General features: G+C 43.8%; 21 protein-coding genes. 17 read left to right on the forward strand and 4 right to left on the reverse strand.

Going from position 1 to position 21,943, the window contains the following annotated elements; translation table 11 throughout:
• The first annotated feature begins 26 nt into the window (after nucleotides 1–26).
• From MKY52_RS27595 to MKY52_RS27615, 5 genes are all read left to right on the forward strand, one after another.
• Complete coding sequence (locus tag MKY52_RS27595) at nucleotides 27–1,208, forward strand: amidohydrolase (RefSeq protein ID WP_341054944.1); 1,182 nt, start codon at nucleotides 27–29, stop codon at nucleotides 1,206–1,208.
• Nucleotides 1,205–2,380, forward strand: a complete 1,176-nt coding sequence (gene solA, locus MKY52_RS27600; protein WP_341055654.1) for an N-methyl-L-tryptophan oxidase — start codon at nucleotides 1,205–1,207, stop codon at nucleotides 2,378–2,380. The genes MKY52_RS27595 and solA overlap by 4 nt, the downstream gene beginning before the upstream one ends.
• Nucleotides 2,380–2,859 (forward strand): DinB family protein, encoded by a 480-nt coding sequence (locus MKY52_RS27605; protein ID WP_341054946.1) that lies wholly within the window; start codon nucleotides 2,380–2,382, stop codon nucleotides 2,857–2,859. Before solA ends, MKY52_RS27605 begins: the two co-directional genes overlap by 1 nt.
• Nucleotides 2,860–2,934: 75 nt before the next feature.
• On the forward strand, nucleotides 2,935–4,272 hold the full coding sequence (locus MKY52_RS27610; RefSeq protein ID WP_076299754.1) for an LLM class flavin-dependent oxidoreductase: 1,338 nt from the start codon (nucleotides 2,935–2,937) through the stop codon (nucleotides 4,270–4,272).
• Nucleotides 4,269–5,549 (forward strand): M20 metallopeptidase family protein, encoded by a 1,281-nt coding sequence (locus MKY52_RS27615; RefSeq protein WP_341054948.1) that lies wholly within the window; start codon nucleotides 4,269–4,271, stop codon nucleotides 5,547–5,549. The genes MKY52_RS27610 and MKY52_RS27615 overlap by 4 nt, the downstream gene beginning before the upstream one ends.
• Nucleotides 5,550–5,596: 47 nt before the next feature.
• Here the strand turns inward: MKY52_RS27615 and MKY52_RS27620 are convergent, their stop codons facing one another.
• On the reverse strand, nucleotides 5,597–6,643 hold the full coding sequence (locus MKY52_RS27620; RefSeq protein WP_341054950.1) for a stalk domain-containing protein: 1,047 nt from the start codon (nucleotides 6,641–6,643) through the stop codon (nucleotides 5,597–5,599).
• Between the two features lie 244 nt (nucleotides 6,644–6,887).
• Between MKY52_RS27620 and MKY52_RS27625 the strand changes: the two genes are divergently transcribed.
• Nucleotides 6,888–7,943 carry an LLM class flavin-dependent oxidoreductase gene (locus tag MKY52_RS27625; RefSeq protein WP_341054952.1) on the forward strand — a complete coding sequence of 352 codons (1,056 nt, stop codon included), beginning with the start codon at nucleotides 6,888–6,890 and terminating at the stop codon, nucleotides 7,941–7,943.
• A gap of 19 nt (nucleotides 7,944–7,962) precedes the next feature.
• Entirely contained in the window at nucleotides 7,963–8,529 is a 567-nt protein-coding gene (locus tag MKY52_RS27630; RefSeq protein WP_341054955.1) for an NADPH-dependent FMN reductase, read from the forward strand.
• A gap of 64 nt (nucleotides 8,530–8,593) precedes the next feature.
• On the opposite strand, the gene MKY52_RS27635 is transcribed toward MKY52_RS27630, so the two are convergent.
• Nucleotides 8,594–9,157: a TetR/AcrR family transcriptional regulator gene (locus tag MKY52_RS27635; RefSeq protein WP_149645636.1), complete on the reverse strand. Its 564-nt coding sequence runs from the start codon at nucleotides 9,155–9,157 to the stop codon at nucleotides 8,594–8,596.
• Between the two features lie 327 nt (nucleotides 9,158–9,484).
• Between MKY52_RS27635 and MKY52_RS27640 the strand changes: the two genes are divergently transcribed.
• From MKY52_RS27640 to MKY52_RS27650, 3 genes are read left to right on the forward strand one after another with little or no spacing between them, the layout of a single operon-like run.
• A complete protein-coding gene (locus tag MKY52_RS27640) occupies nucleotides 9,485–10,327 on the forward strand; it encodes an SDR family oxidoreductase (RefSeq protein ID WP_341054957.1) in 843 nt (280 codons plus the stop codon).
• Between the two features lie 55 nt (nucleotides 10,328–10,382).
• A complete protein-coding gene (locus MKY52_RS27645) occupies nucleotides 10,383–10,778 on the forward strand; it encodes a cupin domain-containing protein (protein ID WP_341054959.1) in 396 nt (131 codons plus the stop codon).
• Nucleotides 10,779–10,819: 41 nt separating this feature from the next.
• Nucleotides 10,820–11,800, forward strand: a complete 981-nt coding sequence (locus MKY52_RS27650; RefSeq protein ID WP_341054961.1) for an aldo/keto reductase — start codon at nucleotides 10,820–10,822, stop codon at nucleotides 11,798–11,800.
• A 140-nt stretch (nucleotides 11,801–11,940) separates the two neighbouring features.
• Here MKY52_RS27650 and MKY52_RS27655 read toward each other — a convergent pair whose 3' ends face one another.
• Nucleotides 11,941–12,777 (reverse strand): AraC family transcriptional regulator, encoded by an 837-nt coding sequence (locus tag MKY52_RS27655; RefSeq protein WP_076299762.1) that lies wholly within the window; start codon nucleotides 12,775–12,777, stop codon nucleotides 11,941–11,943.
• 167 nt (nucleotides 12,778–12,944) lie between these two features.
• Here MKY52_RS27655 and MKY52_RS27660 point away from each other — a divergent pair, with 167 nt between their 5' ends.
• Both MKY52_RS27660 and MKY52_RS27665 read left to right on the forward strand, forming a co-directional pair.
• Complete coding sequence (locus tag MKY52_RS27660; RefSeq protein ID WP_149645640.1) at nucleotides 12,945–13,604, forward strand: ThuA domain-containing protein; 660 nt, start codon at nucleotides 12,945–12,947, stop codon at nucleotides 13,602–13,604.
• Nucleotides 13,605–13,628: 24 nt separating this feature from the next.
• Nucleotides 13,629–14,732, forward strand: coding sequence for a Gfo/Idh/MocA family protein (locus MKY52_RS27665; protein WP_341054964.1), 1,104 nt, complete (start codon nucleotides 13,629–13,631; stop codon nucleotides 14,730–14,732).
• Between the two features lie 133 nt (nucleotides 14,733–14,865).
• Here the strand turns inward: MKY52_RS27665 and MKY52_RS27670 are convergent, their stop codons facing one another.
• Nucleotides 14,866–15,339: a MarR family winged helix-turn-helix transcriptional regulator gene (locus tag MKY52_RS27670; protein WP_076286766.1), complete on the reverse strand. Its 474-nt coding sequence runs from the start codon at nucleotides 15,337–15,339 to the stop codon at nucleotides 14,866–14,868.
• A 152-nt stretch (nucleotides 15,340–15,491) separates the two neighbouring features.
• Between MKY52_RS27670 and MKY52_RS27675 the strand changes: the two genes are divergently transcribed.
• The 5 genes from MKY52_RS27675 (at nucleotide 15,492) to MKY52_RS27695 (ending at nucleotide 21,919) form a co-directional block, all read left to right on the forward strand.
• The gene (locus MKY52_RS27675; protein ID WP_341054965.1) at nucleotides 15,492–16,076 is read left to right on the forward strand and encodes a DUF3238 domain-containing protein; all 585 of its coding nucleotides are present in this window, start codon (nucleotides 15,492–15,494) and stop codon (nucleotides 16,074–16,076) included.
• Between the two features lie 34 nt (nucleotides 16,077–16,110).
• Complete coding sequence (locus MKY52_RS27680) at nucleotides 16,111–16,737, forward strand: FMN-dependent NADH-azoreductase (RefSeq protein WP_341054967.1); 627 nt, start codon at nucleotides 16,111–16,113, stop codon at nucleotides 16,735–16,737.
• A gap of 131 nt (nucleotides 16,738–16,868) precedes the next feature.
• Entirely contained in the window at nucleotides 16,869–18,005 is a 1,137-nt protein-coding gene (locus MKY52_RS27685; protein ID WP_341054968.1) for an MFS transporter, read from the forward strand.
• A gap of 102 nt (nucleotides 18,006–18,107) precedes the next feature.
• Nucleotides 18,108–20,567 (forward strand): GH39 family glycosyl hydrolase, encoded by a 2,460-nt coding sequence (locus tag MKY52_RS27690; RefSeq protein ID WP_341054969.1) that lies wholly within the window; start codon nucleotides 18,108–18,110, stop codon nucleotides 20,565–20,567.
• 239 nt (nucleotides 20,568–20,806) lie between these two features.
• Nucleotides 20,807–21,919 carry an alpha/beta hydrolase gene (locus tag MKY52_RS27695; protein ID WP_341054971.1) on the forward strand — a complete coding sequence of 371 codons (1,113 nt, stop codon included), beginning with the start codon at nucleotides 20,807–20,809 and terminating at the stop codon, nucleotides 21,917–21,919.
• The last annotated feature ends 24 nt before the right edge of the window (nucleotides 21,920–21,943 follow it).

Here is a 21,943-nt window from a genome sequence, read left to right on the forward strand (position 1 = left end):
AATCGTTTAAAGGAGGGTGACTGTATATGACTAGTAAAGCTAAAGAGCTGAGTGCGGAAGCACTTGGAGAAGAATTAATCGGGATACGCCGTCATCTGCATCGGCACCCGGAACTGTCGAACGAAGAATATGAGACAACAAAATATATTATTTCCCTGCTGGGGCGGGCAGGAGTCAGGGTCGTAGATTACGGTCTGTCTACCGGAGTGATCGCAGAAATTGGGGGCAAGCAGCCCGGTCCGGTCATCGCGCTGCGCGCAGATATCGATGCCTTGCCAATCCAGGAGGAAACTGGAGCAGCTTATGCGTCGTTGTATCCCGGCAAAATGCATGCCTGCGGACATGATTTCCATACGGCTGCCTTGATCGGTGCCGCCTATCAATTGAAGCAGCGAGAGGGTCAGTTACTAGGAACGGTACGCCTGTTGTTTCAACCGGCTGAAGAGAAGGCGCAAGGGGCACAGCGGATCATTGCTAGCGGGGCGCTAGAAGAAGTCCGGGCAGTAATCGGGCTGCATAACAAGCCGGAACTGCCAGTCGGAACGATCGGTATTACGTCGGGCCCTTTAATGGCAGCGGCTGACGGGTTTGTGATTGAAGTGCAGGGTGGCAGTTCTCATGCTGCCGTTCCAGAAGCTGGGATAGACCCGATTGTAGCTGCTTCGCATATCGTGACTGCATTTCAATCCATTGTAAGTCGCAATGTCAGTCCCCTACAAAGTGCGGTGGTCAGTGTGACGCAGATTCACAGCGGAAATTCATGGAATATCATCCCCGAAAAAGCCGTGCTTGAGGGTACAATTCGTACCTTTGATGAAACGGTGCGCAGCAAAGTACTTGACCGCTTTCGGGAAGTGGCGACTGGTGTGGCAGCTGCTCTTGGAGCAAAAGCCACTGTCCGCTGGATCGAAGGGCCGCCTCCGGTCATCAACGACGCCGCCTTAGCGGCGTTAGGGGTAGAGTCGGCTGATGCTCTTGGCTACCGAGCGGTCAAACCAGAGCTTTCACTGGCCGGAGAGGATTTTGCCTTCTATCAGCGCGTGGTACCGGGATTGTTCGTCTTTATAGGTACTGAAGGAAGCCAAGAATGGCATCATCCAGCCTTCAATCTGGATGAACAGGCACTCCCTGTGGCAGCACGTTTCCTTGCGGATGCGGCTGTACGTTCCCTTGAGTACTACAATTCCGGTGGAGGTGCAGAATTATAGCTGAACATAAGAGTTACGATGTAATTATCGTAGGCGCAGGCTCGATGGGCATGAGCGCTGGTTACAATCTTGCGAGGCGCGGAGTGAAGACGCTACTAGTGGATGCCTTCGATCCTCCACATACACAGGGCAGCCATCACGGGGAATCCCGGCTGATCCGGCATGCTTACAGCGGTGATCCCGCCTACATTGATTTAGCTTTGCGGGCAGATACACTATGGAAAGAAGCGGAACAGATGAGCGAAACAGAACTCCTTGTCCGCTCTGGCGTCTTGAATCTCGCGGATAGCGCAGTGTATTCCTTCAACGGTCCTCTCGAAGAAGCGAAGAAACGGAAGGTGCAGGTCCATCATCTGGATGCCGAAGAGATCCGGCGGCGCTGGCCGGCATTGAACATACCGGAATCATTCGCGGCAATGTATGAACCAGATGCCGGATATTTGTACAGCGAACGCTGTATTTCCGCCTACCGTCAGCTTGCCCTTGGACATGGTGCGGAACTGTTGACGAACACTCCAGTAGTGAATGTCACCGCTCGCGAAGGCAGCGTTACGGTTCATACGACAAATGGCGATTATAGCGGAGCGGCAGTTATTCTTAGTGCCGGAGCTTGGTTTGGCAAATTGGCACCTTTTGTACATTTGCCGATTAAAGCAATCCGCAAAGTTGTGGGCTGGTTTGAGAGCTCCCCTGCTTTTGCTGCTGGTAATTTCCCTGGCTTTACGTTAGGAGCAGAGGAAGGTGGCTATTACGGATTTCCCAGCATTGATGGAGCTGGCCTGAAGATCGGCCGGCATGATACAGGGCTGGAATGGAAGCTGGGTACACAGCTTGCCCCGTTCGGCAGTGAAGCCAGCGATGAGGGTGACCTCCGCAAGGTACTGGAGTCTTACATGCCCGGTGCTGCTGGTCGATTGCTAAAAGGTTCTGCATGTAAATATGAGCATACGCCTGATGAAGATTTCATTATAGACTGCCATCCGCTCCATTCCAACGTGCTGATAGCTGGAGGATTTTCGGGGCATGGTTTTAAATTTTCTAGTGTTGTGGGTGAAATACTGGCTGACTTAGCGATCGGCGGAGTTACAACTCATAACATCCAGCCTTTTTCGTTATCTCGTTTCGCACCACCGGATCATTCGCGAACAAGTCTTATATTGGAGGGGATTTAATGAGCAGAGTTCAAATCAGTGATTATCTAAGGACGTATCATCAATTAGTAAAGTCGACCGCCGGGTTAACGGAGGAACAACTGAAATGGAAGGCAGAACCCGCCAGTTGGAGTGTGACTGAGGTACTGACTCATCTGGCTGATCACAGCATCGTAGTTTCGTTCCGCATTCGTGATATTCTCGCTGCTACGACTACACAGCTTCCAGTCTTCAATCAGGATGCTTGGGTCAGCGGTCAGTACGCCAACAGCGGCAATGCTTCCGACAATCTGGAGCTGTTCCGCAGCCTGCTTTACTATAACAGCCTCTTGTTTGAACGGCTTAGCGAAGAAGATTGGGAGAAAAGCGGAATTAATTTCAAGGGGGAGGCTGTGAAAATTTCCGATATCGTGCACGGCTTCACTGGACATGTGGAGAGACATCTTGGCCAGATCGAGCGAATCAAACAGGGCGCAGCTAATGCATCGTTTGTGCAATGATTGCTTCCGAAGTCAGTTTTGCATGAAGTGAAATCAAGGAAGCGTATGCTCACAAAACTTTTAGGAGGAATGAACATGACCAAACCAAGACAACTGAAGCTGGGTGCACTGCTGCATGGGGTAGGAGGCAGCACGTCGATGTGGCGCCATCCAGATGCCAAACCAGATGCCAGTGTAAACTTTGAATTATACAAAGAGTGGGTACAGAAGGCAGAAGAAGGCAAGTTGGATCTGATCTTCATCGCAGACGGTCTGTACATTAATGAAAAGTCCATTCCTCATTTCCTTAACCGGTTTGAGCCGCTGACCATTCTTAGTGCACTCGCAGCCGTCAGCACTAACATCGGTTTAGTTGGTACCTTGTCTACCTCCTACAGTGAACCGTTTACTGTAGCGCGTCAATTCGGATCACTGGATGTAATCAGCGGAGGCCGAGCCGGCTGGAATGTGGTGACTTCACCGCTGGAAGGCTCTGCCTCGAATTACAGCAAAAAAGAGCATCCTGACCATGGCAAGCGCTACCGCATTGCCACCGAATATTTGCAGGTCACGCGCGGATTATGGGACTCTTGGGAGGATGATGCGTTTGTCCGAGACAAGGAATCAGGTGTATTCTTTGATCCGCAAAAAATGCATACCCTGGACCATCAAGGAGAGTTCTTCTCCGTGAAGGGACCGCTGAATATTGCTCGTTCGAAGCAGGGGCAGCCAGTCGTGTTTCAAGCAGGCTCCTCGGAAGTCGGTAAGAATTATGCCTCCAAGGAAGCAGATGCTATCTTCACTGGACACGAAACACTAGAAGATGCCCAAGCATTCTATAACGATGTTAAGACACGGGTAGCTTCGTTTGACCGGAACCCGGATGAGGTGCTGATCTTCCCTGGAATCGCTCCAATCATCGGTGACACGCCGGAGGAGGCAGAGCGCAAATACCAGGAGGTTGCTGGCCTTGTAACGATTGAGAATGCACTGAACTACTTAGGCAGATTCTTCGAGCATCATGATTTCTCGCAATATCCGCTGGATGAGCCGTTCCCTGAGCTTGGCGAGTTGGGGCGCAATAGCTTTCAGAGCGGCACGGATAAAATCAAAAAGGATGCGAAGGAGAGAGGCTTGACGCTTCGACAGGTCGCCTTGCAATCGGCTACCCCACGCAGCAGCTTCATTGGCACACCGGAGCAAGTAGCTGATCAGATTCAAACTTGGTTTGAGAGTGGTGGGGCAGATGGATTTATGATCGCGGCTGCCGTCCCTAACGGACTGGAGGAATTCATCGATCGGGTAGTACCGATTCTGCAGGAGCGGGGTTTGTTCCGCACTGAATACGAAAGTGACACGCTGCGTGGAAACCTCGGCATTCCGTTGCCGGAGAACCGCTATTCCAAAGCTTCTCAGCCAGCAGGGCAAATTTGACGATTGATCCAGTATTCGCAATCCACCAAAACTCGAATATTGCGGAGATGATGCATTACGCCGGCCAGCTGCAGGATGAAATGATTGAATACCGTCGTGATTTGCATGCCCATCCGGAGCTACTGTATGATGTCGTTCGCACTTCTAATAAAGTAGCAGATTTGTTAGAGGAGTGGGGGATCACAGTACGTAGAAATGTCGGTAAACATTTCGGAATGGGGGTGGTAGGCCTCCTGCAAGGCTTAGCAGACAATGGCAATAGTGGGCCCACTCTTCTTCTTAGGGCAGATATGGATGCCCTGCCGATACAAGAGTGCAATGAGTTGCCTTACAAGTCAGTCAATGACGGCATCATGCACGCCTGTGGCCATGATGCCCATACCGCTATGCTGTTGGGGGCTGCCCGAACCTTGGCAGCCTTCCGGGAACGATTGATGGGTACGATCATTTTCGTCTTCCAGCCAGCTGAGGAAGGCGCGGTCAAGAGTCCGCTTGATGGAAGATTACTCTCAGGCGGCCGCGATCTCATTGAGGATAACGTGCTGGAAGGTGTCGACTATGCCTACGCGCTACATGTCCTGCCAGAGCTTCCGGTCGGAACGCTTGGTATTCACCCTCATGATGCCATGGCAGCGTCCAGCCATTTTAAGGTGGAATTTCAGGGGACATCCGGTCATCATAGTGCTCCGCACAGAGCTGTAGATGCGATCCAGATGGCGGCACGATATATAGGAGAGATTAACGGAATGATGGCTAATCGAATCGATCCCCAGGAGGCGGCGGTGTTGGCCTTCGGAACGTTGCAAGCTGGTACTGCTATTAATGTGATCGCTGAACACAGTGAACTGACAGGAACGTTCAGAGCATTTACCAAGAGTACGGTAGCTGCGATTACAAATGGTTTACAGCGCCATGCTGCAGCTATAGCTGAGTCTTACGGAGGGAAATACAAGCTGGAGCTGCGTGAAGGAATTGCAGTAGTGAACAATGGGGAAGCGGTGCAGCAGGTGCTTCATGCAGCCCGTGCAGTTCTAGGTGAGGATCAGGTAATACTTTTGGAGCAGCCAAGTCTGGCTGGTGAGGATTTTGGTTGGTATCTTGATAAAGTTCCTGGTGCCTTCGCCTTTATCGGTTGCGGCAATAAGGAGAAGGGAATTCTCCATGCTATCCATCAGCCACAGTTTAATATCGATGAAGCGATGCTAGGTCATGGTGCGAGTATACTGGTTAGACTCGCAATACAGCATAATGGCTCGGCCGGCGGTAAAGAAACGTAAAAGGTACCCAACTAGGGTACCTTTTACATTTGTTTAAGCTTGTCAACTCACCAGAAATACGTTTCGAATGTGTAACCGTTTTTCCCAAAGAAAGTTATCTCCCCGCTTGTCACTTCCTCAGGAATGTCAAATAACATGCCTTGTTTACCCGCGATATCATAGGTGTGAGTTACTTTCTTATCATGAACTTTGTAACTTACTTCGAAATGACTGAATTGCTTCTTAAGACCTTGATCGAACATACCAACACTAACGAGTTGTCCGCTCCTCTTCACTTGGACGTCGTCTCCATCATCCCCCATGCCTAAATCCATACTCCAGTCCAAACTACCGTTTTTTAAACGATCGACGTATTTCAACGTAAGCGATTCTTCGCCATCTTCCTCTTCGATATGTAAGAGTACAGCTGTATATTTATCAATAATCCGAGAGTCCAGAACTGGGAGTCCGCTCAAAATAGCAAATTCAGTTAACTCCTGCTCTGTTATTGCCTCTCCTGAGGGATCATCCATCTCGATAGGTTTCATTCCTAGCCAATCTTCCCACTCCTCAGGAGATTCGAGTTCAGCACGAAAGTCATCATCCGTGGTAATGATGGCTGTTCTAGTTGCTACATCCCAATCAACGGAAATCCCGATTCGTTCCGCAATAGCGCGCAATGGAACCATAATGTCACTGCCGGAGAGATAAGGTGTAGGACTTTTCCAATCAATCCAAACGTCAGAATCCTCTATATCTTCGTTGTAATCGCTAAACATATAATCACTTTTATCCGGATAAATAGAAAGTGCTCCGTTAAAATGTGAAATAAAAACATGCGGATAAGGGTTATCTATAAACTTCGAAATATCGGCTTGTATGTCGGGATGCTCAAAAAGTTGGGTTGGAACGAACGTTTTTCCCTCTATTAACGTAGGCAACTCATCTTGAAAGGAAAAGTTTATGCCATTAATTGTGACGGAGGGTTGGATTACAGAACGTTGGATAGAATCGGATAACTTCGGTACAACCGAAGCCGATGCAAAGATCGGAGTCGAATTGGAAGCCGATAAGAAAAGAATAAGTAATACGTTCATGAAGCGGCGGTTGTGCATGAATACAAGTCTCCTTTTTTTGTTTATCACTTTAATAATCAAATCAATATCCTAAATATACCATGTGGAGATTATTATAGGGGATTCTTAGCACAAGGCTTAAATCGAGTTGTTTTTTCTTAACAGGATCATTAGTTTGACATTATGCAAGCACTTAACTATACTTATTATAGTGACTTACTTAATTATATTTAATCGACAAATCATAAATGAATTCTTACTTCTTAAAGAAAAGAGGGTAATCATGGAACGATATCGGATCAATGCAGACAACGGCTTAGAGTTTGGACTTTATACATTAGGTGATCATCTAGCGAACCCTGAAACTGGGAGCCGAATATCTGCCAAACAACGCATACGTGAAATTATTGACTTGGCTCAATTAGCGGAGCAAGCAGGAATTGATTTTTTTAGTGTAGGAGAGAGTCATCAAGAGTATTTTGCTACTCAGGCGCATACCGTTGTGCTGTCAGCTATTGCACAGGCTACTAAGAAAATGAAAATAGGTAGTTCATCTACGATTATAAGCACCTCTGATCCGGTTAGGGTGTACGAAGATTTCGCTACAATTGATTTGATCTCAAATGGTCGAGCTGAAATAATAGCTGGCCGTGCCTCTAGAGTGGGGTTATATGAATTATTGGGCTATGATCTTAATGATTATGAGGAATTATTTGAAGAAAAATTCGACTTGTTATTAAAGATAAATGAAAACGAAGTTATGAATTGGAAGGGAGAATTTCGTAACCCTCTCAAAAATGCAAGAATCCTCCCCCGTCCTGAGGGAAACTTACCGATATGGAGAGCTGTAGGGGGAACTTCTGCCAGTGCGATCAAAGCAGGTATTGCAGGTGTTCCTATGTTTTTGGCCCATTTAGGGGGTCCCGCAGTCTTGTTTAAAAGATCCATTGATGCTTATCGTGAAGCTGCAAGCCAGAACGGATTCGATCCGTCGAAGCTGCCTGTAGCGACTGCTGGATTCTTTTACGCGGATGAAACAACACAGAAGGCACAAAGAACCTATTATCCATATATAAACGAAGGAATGAAATTAACCAATGGACGTGGTTTTCCTAAACAGGCGTTTGCTCAAGGAGCCGATCCGCGCGATGTTATGAATATTGGCAGCCCACAGGAAATCATTGAAAAAATTCTATATCAACATGAACTCTTCGGCCATCAACGATATATCGCACAAATGGATTTTGGTGGCGTACCTTTTGAAAATTTAATGAAAAACATAGATTTAATTGGTTCTGAAATTCTACCAGCTATTAAAAAATATACGGCAAAAAAATAAACTCCAGGAGGTCAGAATTATGAAAATCGTAGCATTATCAGGGTCAAAGATAGGATCGAAAACCAGAATCGCTATGAATTACACAATAAATTCGTTTCATGAAAAATACAAAGATGCAGAAGTTACGCTTCTAGATCTGGCGGAGTATGATGTTCAATTCAGTGATGGTCGCAATTATCTGGAATACGAAGGGGACACCAAGTACGTAATTCAAACGATCATGAAAGCAGATGTTATCGTAATCGGAACGCCTATATTTCAAGCTTCCATCCCAGCAACACTAAAGAATATATTCGATTTAGCACCCGAAAAAGCATTTCAACACAAGGTTGCAAGTATGCTCGTCACGGCAGGATCTGCACGCCACTATCTGGTAGCTGAGCAGCAATTGAAACCGATATTAGCCTATATGAAAGCGCAAATTGTTCAAACGTATGTATTTATAGAAGAGAAGGATTTTTATCGAAAAGAAATAGTAAATGATGATGTGCTATTCCGTATAGACCGCTTAGTGGAAGATACCTATGTACTCTCTGAGACCTATGCCAAAATTCGAGAGGCTGAAGAAGCTAAATATGGTTTCTAAGAAAGATCGAAATAGGCTAACATTTCGCAAACTAGTTACTATTTTCCAAGTCACCCTTCATCCTTTAGGATGAGGGGTTATTTGTACAATTTCGTTCCAATAAGGCTCCCAGCTGTTCTGCTAATACTTGATAGGTTACTGGTCTTTCGTTCGTAAACCACCATTCAACTACACCTACATACGAAGAAGCTAAAAATTGTACGACTAGATCCTTATTTAATCCTTCGTTTTTACCCTTTGTGATATCCACTTCGTCTTTGAACTCTTCTATAAGAAATTCCAGAAAACGACTCCGGAAGAAAGGGGCTCCTTTGCTAGCTAACATCATGGAGAAAAAGGCATAGTTACTCTCAAAGTATTCTGTCCAAATCACGGACCCCGTTACAAAATCCAAATCAGAGGCTGCTTCACATCTTTCACGAAGTTCATTGATATGCTTCTCGATAAGCTTATCAAGAAGATCATATTTATCCATATAGTGAAGGTAAATAGTACCACGGCTCACGTTTGCTTTATCAGAGAGTTCCTGAAGGGTTATATCATCAAAATTTTTCACAGTCATTAGTTCAATGACTGCTGTCTTCAGGGCTTCCTGTGTTTTTAGGATTCTTCGATCGACTTTAGACAATTTGCTCACCGAACTTTCTTTATTCATCAACAAAAGAGTAAGAATTCATTATATAACATACTATAACGAGCTCATCAATGGGACATCTGTTTATAAATTTATATAAAAGAATCGCGAATACGCATTAGGAAATAAACAATTTCGATGGTTTTGTTTATTAATGTACAAATCGCATCAAATTAACAATTGGCATCAAATTTAATCTGATTATAATAATAGACATGTGATCATTATTGTAATTATGCGTATTAAATATTCGTCACAACTACTCATGTGCTAAGTATTCCAGCAGCTAAATCGGAATAAGAAGTTTGGGAGGAAATGATTATGAACAATCGCACATGGCTTATCACCGGTGTGAGCAGTGGTTTTGGTTATGAGATGACGAGACAGCTTCTTGAAAAGGGCAATAAGGTTATCGGTACTGTTCGTAACAAAAGCAAGGTCGCTGACCTCATTGAGAAGTATCCCGAAACCTTCAGTTGCGAGATTCTAGATGTGACCGATGTTCCTGCCATTCGAAATCTTGTCGATAGATCTTTTGAAAAGTTTGGACGAATCGACGTTATCATAAGCAATGCTGGTTATGGACTTTTCGGGGCTGCAGAAGAACTCTCTGACGACGAGGTTAATCATATCATTGCCACGAATCTAACAGGGTCCATCCAGCTTATTCGTTCAGCTCTCCCGCATTTGCGCACTCAGGGTGGTGGACGCATTATTCAGATCTCCTCCTATGGCGGGCAGGTCGCCTTCCCAGGAAATTCGATGTACCATGCGACCAAGTTTGGGATAGAGGGCTTTTGTGAGTCCGTTGCTCAGGAGGTTGAAGCTTTTAACATCGGTATTACATTGGTGGAGCCGGGAGGAGCCCGTACCGAGTTCCGTTATGGGAGCGCACAGGTAACGAAACTCATGACAGAATACGAAGGCAACCCAGCACATAACTTTTTGAACATGCTGGACACTTCTAAGAGTTTAGCTCCTGGAGATCCTGTGCGGATGGCTGCCCGAATCATAGAAAGTGTTGAATTAGAACCGGCACCGATGCGAATGATACTTGGATCTCATGCACTGGCAAGCACGATTTCGACCCTCAAAGCTCGTGTTGCCGACTATGAGAAGCAGACTGAACTGACAGCTTCTACTGATTTTCCAGCGGGAGAGTAAGAGGATTACAGTGCTCTAATAAACATTAACTATAGGCAGAAAGTAGGAATCAACGATGAAAAATGAACAACTTAGTAGCAGCACTATTTTTCCTTTAGGGGCAAAGGTTAAAGCAAACTTTACGGGTGACGCTTATTTGCAAATGGTGTTTACAGATCCGAAGCCGCTTAATACCGCAATTGGTAATGTAACCTTTACTCCAGGCGCACGCAATAACTGGCATGCTCATCAGGTTGGACAAGTTCTGTTAGTCACTGGTGGAAATGGCTGGTATCAGGAAGAAGGAAAACCTGCTCAATTGCTCGAAATAGGTGATGTGGTCAACATCCCACCTAATGTGAGACATTGGCATGGCGCGACAAAGGATAGTTGGTTCGTTCATTTGGCTATGACTCCAGGCGAAACAGAATGGTTTGAAGCTGTAGCGGATGAATGGTTTGAAGCACTGTAAGAACTAAAATTCATTTAAACATAGAAATGGAGGCTTGCTTTATGGAACATATCAAATTTGGAAATACGGGAATGGACGTCTCTCGGATTTGCCTTGGTTGTATGAGCTTTGGAAAAGTGCTGCCTGGAGGGCACCAATGGGTGCTCGATGAGGAGAACAGTCGTCCTATCATTAAAAGAGCGCTTGAGCTTGGCATCAATTTTTTTGATACAGCTAATATTTACGCAGGTGGTTCCAGTGAAGAGATTATCGGACGTGCGCTTAAGGACTATGCGAATCGGGATGAAATTGTACTTGCCACGAAGGTCTGGGGCCAGATGCGTCCAGGTCCTAATGGTGGTGGGCTTTCTCGAAAAGCTATTATGAGCGAAATAGATAACAGTTTGAAGAGACTTGGGACCGATTATGTGGATCTCTATATCATTCACCGCTGGGATTATAACACACCCATTGAAGAAACCATGGAGGCCTTGCATGATGTGGTGAAGTCTGGAAAGGCTAGATATATCGGTGCGTCTGCTATGTATGCTTGGCAATTCCAAAAAGCATTACATGTGGCCGAGACAAATAGCTGGACTCGCTTTGTATCCATGCAAAATCACCTTAATCTCATCTACCGAGAAGAGGAAAGGGAAATGATGCCACTTTGTCAGGATCAAAAAATTGCGGTAACTCCTTATAGTCCTCTGGCATCAGGAAGATTGATTCGCGATTGGTCGGAAACAACACGCAGATCCGAAACCGATCTCATTCAAAAATCAAAGTATGATTCAACCGCTGATGTAGATCGATTAATTGTTGAGCGAGTAGCGTCGTTAGCAGAGAAACGAGGTGCCCCACGTACTCATATCGCACTTGCATGGCTGTTGCAAAAAGCTTCTGTAGCTGCTCCAATTGTGGGCGCGACGAAAATTGCTCAGCTCGAAGATTCAGTAGATGCTCTATCGGTGAAATTATCACCTGAAGAAATTTCATTCCTTGAAGAGTTGTATGTTCCTCATCCAATAGTTGGAGCTCAGTAATGAGGACTGGGTAAGTTGTCACTTAAACGTAGACCTTTTCGCCGTCTTTGTGCATCCGAATATTAAAATAAAGCCGATGATCTAAACCAAAAGATCATCGGTTTTTTGTTTGCTAAATAAGATAACGGACCATGTATCTTTTAACGTAATTCACTTGGAGTCCGTTGTTTAATCTGTTTAAATACTCTGTTAAAGGTACGGATATTAGTGAAACCGCATTCCAGTGCGATATCTAAAATGGATTTGTCTGTAGTCAGCAGCAGCTGTTCTGCTTGGTTGACTCGGATGTTGCTAAGGTATGCAATATAGCTCATACCCGAAAGACTCTTGAAGAAGCGGGAGAAATAAAAGAGGCTCATATTGGCTTGCCTTGCGGCGTCAGCAAGTGTGATGGGATGCATGTAGTTGACGTCGAGGTATTCAAGAACCCCTTGCATAATCTTCATGTTAGTGATGCGTCTTTTATCTTTCTGTGGATTAATCTTATCCAAGGGAACATGCCGTAAAATGAGTCCGCTCCACTCGTGCAAAAGTCCAATGATTACCTGTTCATGATATTCCAGCTTCTGATTATATTCGTCCATAAGTTCCTGCAGGATCAGAGAAAGACGGTTGTTGATACGGACTTCTTCTTCTCGTGTTGCTATTCGTTTCTCCATAAATGGGGAAGTCAGCCTCACATTCAAAGGCCATCCACCAGGAAAGCCGATTAATGAAGGATTGAATATCACCATCATTATCTTGGAGCTGCTGTCTTTACTGTCATAGTAGTGGATGTCTCCGCTGCTGCATATAGCCATATCTCCCGCTTTCAAGATCCTCGTTTCGGAGTTGATTCCCATCCGAATTGAACCTTCAAATACATAGACTATCTCAAGATCGTTATGCCAGTGGGCTAGAAAATCAATATCATTAGACATTATTACAGTGAAGGGGAAAGTCGAATGGTAAGTTCTATTTTCGTGGAAGGCTTTCATGAGATCTCCTGTTCATGTGGTTTGAATTTTAAGTTCATCTCTAAAACTTAGCAAAAAATGACCATTCCTACAAGTGAAATGGCGAGCACACCTCTCTGATCTGGATTACAATTTCATCAGATGGACGAAAGGTTGATTACATATATAAAGGAAAAGGAGATTGCAGGATGACGAAGAAAGCATTGATTGTAAAAGGTGGATGGGATGGGCATGAACCAAATGAAGTAGCCGCAATTTTTGCTGGCATTCTAGAGGCTGAAGGCTTTGAAGTTGAAGTGTCTGATACGCTGGAGAGCTTCAACAGTGCAGAGAAGCTTACGGATTTAAGCCTTATTGTACCGGTATGGACCATGGGAGAAATCAGTAATGATCAGGTATCCTCAGTTCTGAAGGCAGTAGCTTCTGGAGTAGGAATTGCCGGTTGTCATGGAGGGATGTGCGACTCTTTCCGTAACAATACAGAGTGGCAATTTTTGACCGGGTCACAATGGGTAGCACATCCATTTAACGATGGGGTAGAGTACGAAGTTAATATCATACATTCTGGATCCAGTCCCATTGTGGAGGGCATCCAAGACTTCAAGGTGAAATCGGAACAATATTATTTACATGTAGATCCTGCAGTGGATGTCTTGGCAACAACTACGTTTGTAATGAGTGAGGGTGAGCATTCAGCAAATGGTGTCATCACGATGCCCGTTGTATATACGAAGAAATGGGGAAAAGGGAAGGTTTTCTATAATTCACTTGGCCATCATGCAGACGTTTTCGATATACCGGAAGCCAAGGAACTGATGCGAAAAGGCTTTTTGTGGGCGGCTAACTAAAACTGAGATAAGGTGGGAATGAACTTGCGCAAAGTGAAGGTAGGTATAGTCGGCTGCGGAAACATCAGCAGCATTTATTTTGAAAATTTGAACGGGACTTTCGTTAATACTGAGGTTTATGCTTGTTCCGACTTGGATAAAGGTCGTGCAGAGCATGCGGCGGAGAAATATGGCGTTCCTCATGTATGGACGACAGAACAATTACTTGCTTCGGAAGAGATTGAAATAGTCGTTAATCTAACAACGCCTAATTTTCATTTTGACGTGTGCAAGCAAGCCTTGCTAGCTGGCAAGCATGTGTATGTGGAGAAGCCCTTATCCCTTTCCCTTGAAAATGGCACTGAGCTAGTTCGTCTGGCGAAGGAAAAGAACCTGTTCCTTGGCTGCGCACCAGATACTTTTCTTGGAGGCGGTCTGCAAACCTGTAGGAAGCTGATTGCGGATGGTTATATCGGGGAGCCGGTGGCAGCAACTGCCTTTATGCTTTGTCATGGACATGAAAGCTGGCATCCTGATCCGGAATTTTATTATAAAGCCGGTGGAGGACCCATGTTTGACATGGGACCCTACTATCTAACTGCGTTAGTATCTTTGCTGGGCCCAGCTAAAACAGTATGCGGCATCACTAAAACCTCCTTTGCTCATAGAACGATCACGAGCGACAAAAAGTTTGGCAAAGTCATTGATGTAGAGGTGCCCACACATGTTGCTGGAACGATTGAGTTTGACAGTGGCGCTGTGGCAACCATGATTACCAGCTTTGATGTTTGGCACAGTACTTTACCGAGGATCGAAATCTACGGATCGCAAGGAACCTTGATCGTACCGGACCCTAACAACTTTGGAGGGCCGATCCTTTTACGCCCGGCACACAGCTCGGAATTCCAAGAGATCCCGCTTATCTACAATTATGCAGATAATAGTAGAGGCATAGGAGTAGCAGATATGGCACACTGCATCGACACGGGGGAGACTCCTCGTGCAAACGGAGAACTCGCCAATCACGTACTTGAGATCATGCATGCATTCCATACAAGTTCCGACTCTAAGCAATATGCTCAACTGGTAACCAGCTGCGAGCAGCCCAAGCCATTGCCGCTGGGCTTAGTCAATGGGTATTTAGAGTAGCAATTTCCCAGAGCAAATACTAAATGTACGCTGCAGATAATCAGCTTTTAAAAAGGGTGGAAGACAGATCTTTAAGTCTTCTACCCTTTTTGGTTTGATGAATCGCAGCATACACCAAATCTTAACCATACACTTACCAGACAGGTCTTGATCTCATAGTAGATTTATCTTCATTTGCTTTATATACAAGTGTTGTTAAATCATCTTTGAGCATTTGCAGTCGTTCAGTTCCTATGATTTCAATCCAACGTTGCTCAATCTCAGTTAGTATTTCCTCTTTTGCTTTCACTGCTAACCAACCTCGCTCAGTCAAAACAATGATTTTTCCTCTCTTGTCAGTGGGATGATTTTCGCGAATTACATAACCACTTTTCTCAAGATAATCTACCATTTTACTTACAGCTTGCTTCGTGATTCCTAAATATTCGGCTAATTCTATACCTGTTGCTCCGTTTGGAGCAATACACTTAAACATAAAACCATGTACAGGTCTAATATCTGCAAATCCTAATTCACGCAATCTATCATGTAGTTCATTAATTGATGTACTAAAGGATAATGATAAAAGTGTTGTCAGATCCAATTCACTAAAGACTTCCTGAGTCATACATAAAACCTCCTTAAATAAAGTCAACTTAGTTGACTTTGTACGAAATACATTGTACTATGCGAAAAGTAGTCAATCAAGTTGACTATATTTTCTGTTGTGAAAGAAACAGGAATCACTGAAACAGAATTAATAAATTATGGAGGGTTCTCATGACTAATATTGTTAAAGTTAGAGCAAGTGTATTTATTCCAACACCGTGGACTGATCCTAGGAAGGATGAAGCAACAGGAAACGTAATCCATTTTGAAGGTGACTCACGTGAATTTACACCCTATGCTGTCAACGCTATGCGCTCCAGAGTGGAACAAGAAGTAGTTGTAGATTTTTACAAAAAAGATATTTTCATATATGCAAACACTGGTATTACAACAGAAAGAGTCACTACTCCAGATGGTTCTGTTAATAAAAAAACAGGAAAAGCTACTACAGAAGGTATTTTGTGCACTGATATTGTGTGGGGCTCTGAAGACGTTAGGTTTCAAATGAGTGCAAGTGCTAGCAATCCATTAAATGCATTTGCACCTCCAGTTGACTATCTTTTAATAGTTCATATTCAAAAGGATGGTACTGTCAATATGCAAGGAGCACATGATGGATTTCCTTGTTTTGAATTTTATAAACAAGTGAACTTTGGAACGTTCGAACAAATTTATACACATGATTACAGAGTAACTAGTGATACTCCTGAAGCTATGGCTGGAGAAATGGAGTATAGCTTCAAAAAAATATTATAAACAACATAAGAGTGCACATCAGGAGGAACAAGGAATGACAACAGTTTTATTTGTAAAAGCAAACAATCGACCAGCAGATCAGTCGGTAAGTGTTAGATTATTTGAGTCTTTTTTAGCGAGCTATAAAGAATCACATCCAAATGACACTGTAGTAGAGCTGGATTTATACAATGAGGAGTTGCCTTACGTAGGTGCAGATATGATTAACGGAACATTTAAGTCTAGTAGAGGATTAGATTTAACAGTAGAAGAAGCAAAAGCAGTAGCTGTTGCTGATAAGTATTTAGATCCATTCCTTGCAGCTGATAAAGTCGTATTTGGGTTCCCTTTATGGAATTTAACCATCCCAGCTGTACTACACACATATATTGATTACTTAAACCGCGCAGGCAAAACATTTAAATATACGCCAGAAGGTCCAGTAGGGCTTATTGGAAATAAAAAAATAGTGTTATTAAACGCAAGTGGTGGTGTGTATTCTGAGGGACCAAAAGTTGATTTAGAGATGGCTGTTAAATATGTAACAAGTATGATGAACTTCTTTGGTGTGAAAAATATAGAGACTATTATCATTGAAGGGCACAGCCAATTCCCTGATAAGGCAGAAGAGATTATTGTCGCAGGGCTTGAAAAAGCTGTTAAAGTATCAAGGACGTTCTAATTAACCAAGCGTGTATCAGTCTATATAGGGCAGTACCAACACTTTTATAGCGATGGTGCTGCTTTTTTATTCGCCTATTTCACTATTTTTGGGGAGTACGTAAAGTCGATAGAAAGAAGGATTACATTACAATGGAACGTTTATGGACAAAAAACTATATCATGCTGACCCTTACAGCTTTATTACTATTTAGTGGATTTTATTTACTAATGCCAACATTGCCTATGTTTATCAAACAACTAGGTGGAAGTGAATCTCAAGTTGGATTAATAATTGGAGTGTTTACAATATCGGCAGTAATTTTTCGTCCTATTATTGGAGGATTAATGGATCGGTTTGGTCGACGTGCATTTATAATAAGCGGATTACTATTTTTTGCTATAACCATGTATTTTTATGATTGGGTAACAGGCATTATATTTTTAGTAATATTACGTATCCTTCATGGAGTCAGCTGGGCAGTTGCTACAACTTCGATAGGAACGGCTGTGACTGATGTTATTCCACAATCTCGTCGTGGAGAAGGAATGGGATGGTATGGACTAGCAATGACATTAGGAATGGCGTTAGGACCAATCATTGGTCTTTGGGTAACAAAATCTTATTCATTTCATTACCTATTTCTTCTATGCACAGCATTAGCTTTGATTGCATTCATTCTTGGATTTGGTGCAAAAATACCAACAGTTCAAAACACATCAAAAAAACCAATATCATTTTATGAAAAAACAGTTTTACCTATCGCTATCGTTACATTTTTCTTATCATTTACTTTTGGTGGTATTACAACTTTTTTACCACTTTTTGCGGCAAATATTGAAGTTAACACGGGTACTTTTTTCTTAGTGTATGCAGTCACACTTACAGTAATTAGACCACTTACAGGGAAGATATCCGATAAGTATGGGGAAGGGGTCATTATTGTACCTGCTCTTTTCATATTGATAGTCGCACTATTCGTCCTAACAATGACTAAAGGAATTGTTGGAGTGGTTATTACAGCTATTTTGTACGGAATTGGATTCGGATCAGCTCAACCAGCGCTTCAAGTAGCGATGATTCGATTAGCCCCACCAGCGAAAAGAGGTGTAGCGAACGCTACATTCTTTACTGCTTTTGATTTAGGAATTGGTTTAGGAGCTATACTCCTTGGATTTGTTTCACTGCTTATGGGATATCAGATGGTATTTATTACTTGTGCTATATCTGGGTTTATTAGTCTGGTGTTTTTTATATTGTTTGTAAAAAAGACACTAAAAACAACCTGAACCTTCGTTATCAATAAGACAGTAAACTTGATTTCATGGGTTTATATGATAGGATTTTGGATGAGGCAAGGCCCTATTAAGATTAAGAATAGGAGGTTAGGTATGCAAGAAAATACATTGATAGCCTCGGATTTCAGGTTTTCAATTAATCTCCCTGAAGACGCTATCGCTTCCTGGCATCAAGAACTTGAGGTAATGTACATCTTGCAGGGAACTGGGGTACTACAGTTGGATGACAATCAGTTTACCTATGAAGTTCAGCAGGATGACATTATTGTATTGAATAGCTACCAACTGCACGCTTTAAGTATGAAAGGTTCGGGCAAGGCGCTGTCGCTGTTTATCTCGCCGGCATTTTTGGCAGCTTTTTGTCCTGAGATTGAAAGTATAATTATAGAGTGTAAGTCTTTTCTATACCCTAAGGACGAACAAGCTCGCTTTAATGTAATCCGAAGTGAGTTCGCCAGTGTATTCCAGGCCTATTACAAAAACGAATCTCGTTTACCTATACTAATGCGTAGTCGTGTAGGTGTACTGCTGAACAGTCTAGTGCATACTTTTCTTGAGCAGAACAAGCAGAAGGATCCCTCCAAATCCTCAAGTAAGGAAAGATTGCGCAAAGCAACCGACTATCTCCACCGACATTATCGGGAAAGTATTACTCTGAGTGGACTAGCCTCTACTATCTATTTAAGTAGCTCCTACCTTTCCCATTTATTTCAGAAACAGCTTGGCCTTACTTTTACTGCCTACCTTACAAATGTCAGACTGAGTCAGGCAGTGGCACTTCTTCGTAGTGAAAGAACGATCACGGACATCGCCTCAGAAGTTGGATTTCCAAGTACCAACGCTTTGATCGACGCCTTCAAACGGCGCTTTGGTGTTACACCAGGGCAATACCGTCTAGTAAATGAGCATGATGCGACAGATCCACAGGAGAACAGAATGGTCACAGCGGGATTTTCGACCGATTTCACTTCACTAATGCGGCATTTGCATCACAACGAGAACTCCATTGTCCAACCTCAGGTCAATGAGGGATATGATCTTCATGTGGAAACTGGCCGTAAGATTCGGACGCTGAGTCATAACTGGCGGACATTGATTAATGCAGGTTACGCCAAGGATCTGTTGAATGGCGCGGTACAGGCGCAAATACGAAAGCTGCAAAAGGAGATTGGCTTTCGCTATATGCGCTGCAAAGGTCTGTTAGACGATGACATGATGCTGTATGTCAGGAAAATGTCTGGTAGCGCAGATTATAACTTTGTTTATGTAGATGAGGTAATGGACTTCATGCTTTCAGTGGAGTTAAAGCCTTATGTTGAATTTAGTTATATGCCTTCTGCATTAGCGAGGGAAGCCGTGTTTCCATTTAAGAGGCCAAGCATCCTTTCTATGCCTGAGCATCTAGACAAATGGCTCGACCTTGTGACTTCCCTTGTTAGGCATTTCATTGATCGGTATGGGATTGAGTCCGTGCGGGAATGGAGATTTGCTCCTTTCGTGAGTCCAGAGTTTTCAGGATATGGTGTGTTTACCATGGAAGAATACTGGGTGCTTTACCGTGAAACCAGCCACGCCATCCGTGCTATCGATCCGCAGCTACATATTGTTGGTCCAGGAAGCAACATTGATTCTAGTAATTTTATCAGCGAATTCCTAGTGTCTTGCAGTAAGGGGAATTGTTTGCCCGACTCTCTGGCTCTACGTGCTTATCACAGCATCTTACCGGGTCAAGAAGACACCGGTCTTCAGCTCATGGCAGAGGATGAAGCTTTTCCACTTGCGGTAAGCGGCGATGAACAGTTTATGAAACACGCGTTACATAAGGTCAAAAAGCTGTTGCGTCAACGTGGTTTCGCTAGTCTGCCCGTGATTCTTGAAGAGTGGAGTAATAACATATGGCAGCGTGATTTGTGTAATGATACCTCCTACAAATCTGCTTTTCTTTTCAAAAATTTTCTGGAGAATTACGACCACTTTGAGGCTATGGGATACTGGTCGCTTAGTGACCATATGGAGGAGATTGTTCCTTCGTCGGATCTTTTTCATGGCGGGTTTGGTTTATTCACTCGCGGAGGTTTGCCCAAAAGCTGTTATCGGGCGCTGCAATTGTTGCGTTATGCAGGAAGCGGTCTGATAGCTGAAGGTGATGGGTATTTTATAACTTCCTCGAAAGGTGAAATACAGATATTCCTATATAATTATTGTCATTATGATACTCTATATCGCTACCGTCATACCACTCACTTGACTCAAACCGAACGTTACAACGTGTTCAATATACGCAATACCCGTCAGTATCACATTCGTCTAGACGGCTTAACGCCGGGTGTTTATACAGAGCGAAGGTATTCAGTAGGTCCGGCTGGGGGAAGCGCCTTTGATGAATGGTTGAATATGGGGGCACCTAAGGACATGCGTCCAGAAGAATGGTCTTATCTTGAAGGTCGGTCCCTGCCGTTATTTCAAATGCGTTCGCTGCAGGTGACAGCAAATTTTGTGGTAAATGCTGTTGTACAACCACATGAGGTACAAGTGATTAGATTAACACGTTAAATAGAGAATAGTATAACAAGGATGACTTTAGTGTTGTCCTTTTTTGTTTTTTATATTGTATTTTTGCTCTCGACATCATTTTTGAAATCGTTTTCAATAAAAATGATAAAAGAAGGATATAACAAAAGAAATAATACGATATTTTTTCTGCAAACCCAAACCTATAATTGAGTTATGGCAACCAATACAAATCGCCGCAAATCATTTTACCATACAACATTTGAAAAGGAGTAATCATCATGGAACGTAAATATTCGCAACAGCTTCTTACATCGATGCTAGAAAGGCAACATGTAATTAATGAAAATGGACTGGATATCCTGATTAAGCCTATTCCTGAAACCGATGCGCCTGGCGTGCTGGATCCTCGCTTTTATCAAAGTATGGAGTCAATCCTAAAAGGCTTCAAGGGAATGCTGGTTAAGATGATGTTGAAAGGCAGCCGAAAGAAAAATATCCAAAAAAGTGCAGCTCAAATGCGCAAGATGATGAATGGCGTGAACAGCATTCCGATTACTGAAGGTGTTGATGTGAAGCATACTACCGTTCAAAACGGTGATGTTGCTGTCCCAGTGCGAATTTACACTTCGCAGAAGAAGAGTGGAGAGTTGCAGCCAGTGTTCTATTACATCCACGGAGGCGGTTTCGTAGCAGGAGGACCCGAAGTAGTAGAGGAGATGTGCAAGCTTGTGGTTGCAAATACGGGCTGTGTATCGATTCAGGTTGATTACCGCTTAGCTCCGGAGAACCCATACCCCGCTGGGCTCGACGACTGTTATACCGTGTTGAAATGGATATATGCTCACGCCGAAGAATTTAATGGTGATCCGAATCGCATCTGTATTTCCGGTGATTCCGCAGGTGGGAATTTAGCCACGGTATGCGCAATGAAAGATCGGGATGAAGGAACGCAGATGGTAAAGGCACAGGCACTACTATATCCAAGCGTGGACGCAGCAGGTATGCAGGAACATATGCAGCGCAGAGATGTTTATGAAATATCCCCGTCTCAGGATAAAGAGATTAGATCAATATTGGATCTGTTGAGCGGTGGATTAGGAACTGTCGGCTTAGGTGAATATTTGGGCGTACCCGATGATACAATCCCTCATGTGAGCCCGCTGCGAGGAGATCTGAAAGGGATGCCGCCTACCATTATTTTGTTTGGCGAATATGACTTTCTGCGAATCGAGGATGATGCATATGCCTTAAAGCTGAAGGAGTCGGGCGTCAAAGTGAAAACGGTACGGTACAAAGGACTTTCTCACGGCTTTGCCGATCAGGTGGGGGTCACACCGCAAGCGGAAGATAGTTTGATTGAAATTGGGAATTTCATGCTGGAGAATGTGTAATAAATTATATTCAAAAGCCGCTCA

The sequence above is a fragment of the Paenibacillus sp. FSL P4-0184 genome (assembly GCF_038004625.1).
Lineage (GTDB): Bacteria > Bacillota > Bacilli > Paenibacillales > Paenibacillaceae > Paenibacillus_AQ.

Bases quoted from the DNA above. Each gene is read 5' to 3' on its own strand.
- MKY52_RS27595 (WP_341054944.1), top strand. From the start codon at position 27: ATGACTAGTAAAGCTAAAGAGCTGAGTGCGGAAGCACTTGGAGAAGAA.
- MKY52_RS27605 (WP_341054946.1), top strand. From the start codon at position 2,380: ATGAGCAGAGTTCAAATCAGTGATTATCTAAGGACGTATCATCAATTA.
- MKY52_RS27610 (WP_076299754.1), top strand. From the start codon at position 2,935: ATGACCAAACCAAGACAACTGAAGCTGGGTGCACTGCTGCATGGGGTA.
- MKY52_RS27620 (WP_341054950.1), bottom strand. From the start codon at position 6,643: ATGCACAACCGCCGCTTCATGAACGTATTACTTATTCTTTTCTTATCG.
- MKY52_RS27625 (WP_341054952.1), top strand. From the start codon at position 6,888: ATGGAACGATATCGGATCAATGCAGACAACGGCTTAGAGTTTGGACTT.
- MKY52_RS27630 (WP_341054955.1), top strand. From the start codon at position 7,963: ATGAAAATCGTAGCATTATCAGGGTCAAAGATAGGATCGAAAACCAGA.
- MKY52_RS27640 (WP_341054957.1), top strand. From the start codon at position 9,485: ATGAACAATCGCACATGGCTTATCACCGGTGTGAGCAGTGGTTTTGGT.
- MKY52_RS27645 (WP_341054959.1), top strand. From the start codon at position 10,383: ATGAAAAATGAACAACTTAGTAGCAGCACTATTTTTCCTTTAGGGGCA.
- MKY52_RS27650 (WP_341054961.1), top strand. From the start codon at position 10,820: ATGGAACATATCAAATTTGGAAATACGGGAATGGACGTCTCTCGGATT.
- MKY52_RS27655 (WP_076299762.1), bottom strand. From the start codon at position 12,777: ATGAAAGCCTTCCACGAAAATAGAACTTACCATTCGACTTTCCCCTTC.
- MKY52_RS27660 (WP_149645640.1), top strand. From the start codon at position 12,945: ATGACGAAGAAAGCATTGATTGTAAAAGGTGGATGGGATGGGCATGAA.
- MKY52_RS27670 (WP_076286766.1), bottom strand. From the start codon at position 15,339: ATGACTCAGGAAGTCTTTAGTGAATTGGATCTGACAACACTTTTATCA.
- MKY52_RS27675 (WP_341054965.1), top strand. From the start codon at position 15,492: ATGACTAATATTGTTAAAGTTAGAGCAAGTGTATTTATTCCAACACCG.
- MKY52_RS27680 (WP_341054967.1), top strand. From the start codon at position 16,111: ATGACAACAGTTTTATTTGTAAAAGCAAACAATCGACCAGCAGATCAG.
- MKY52_RS27685 (WP_341054968.1), top strand. From the start codon at position 16,869: ATGGAACGTTTATGGACAAAAAACTATATCATGCTGACCCTTACAGCT.
- MKY52_RS27690 (WP_341054969.1), top strand. From the start codon at position 18,108: ATGCAAGAAAATACATTGATAGCCTCGGATTTCAGGTTTTCAATTAAT.
- MKY52_RS27695 (WP_341054971.1), top strand. From the start codon at position 20,807: ATGGAACGTAAATATTCGCAACAGCTTCTTACATCGATGCTAGAAAGG.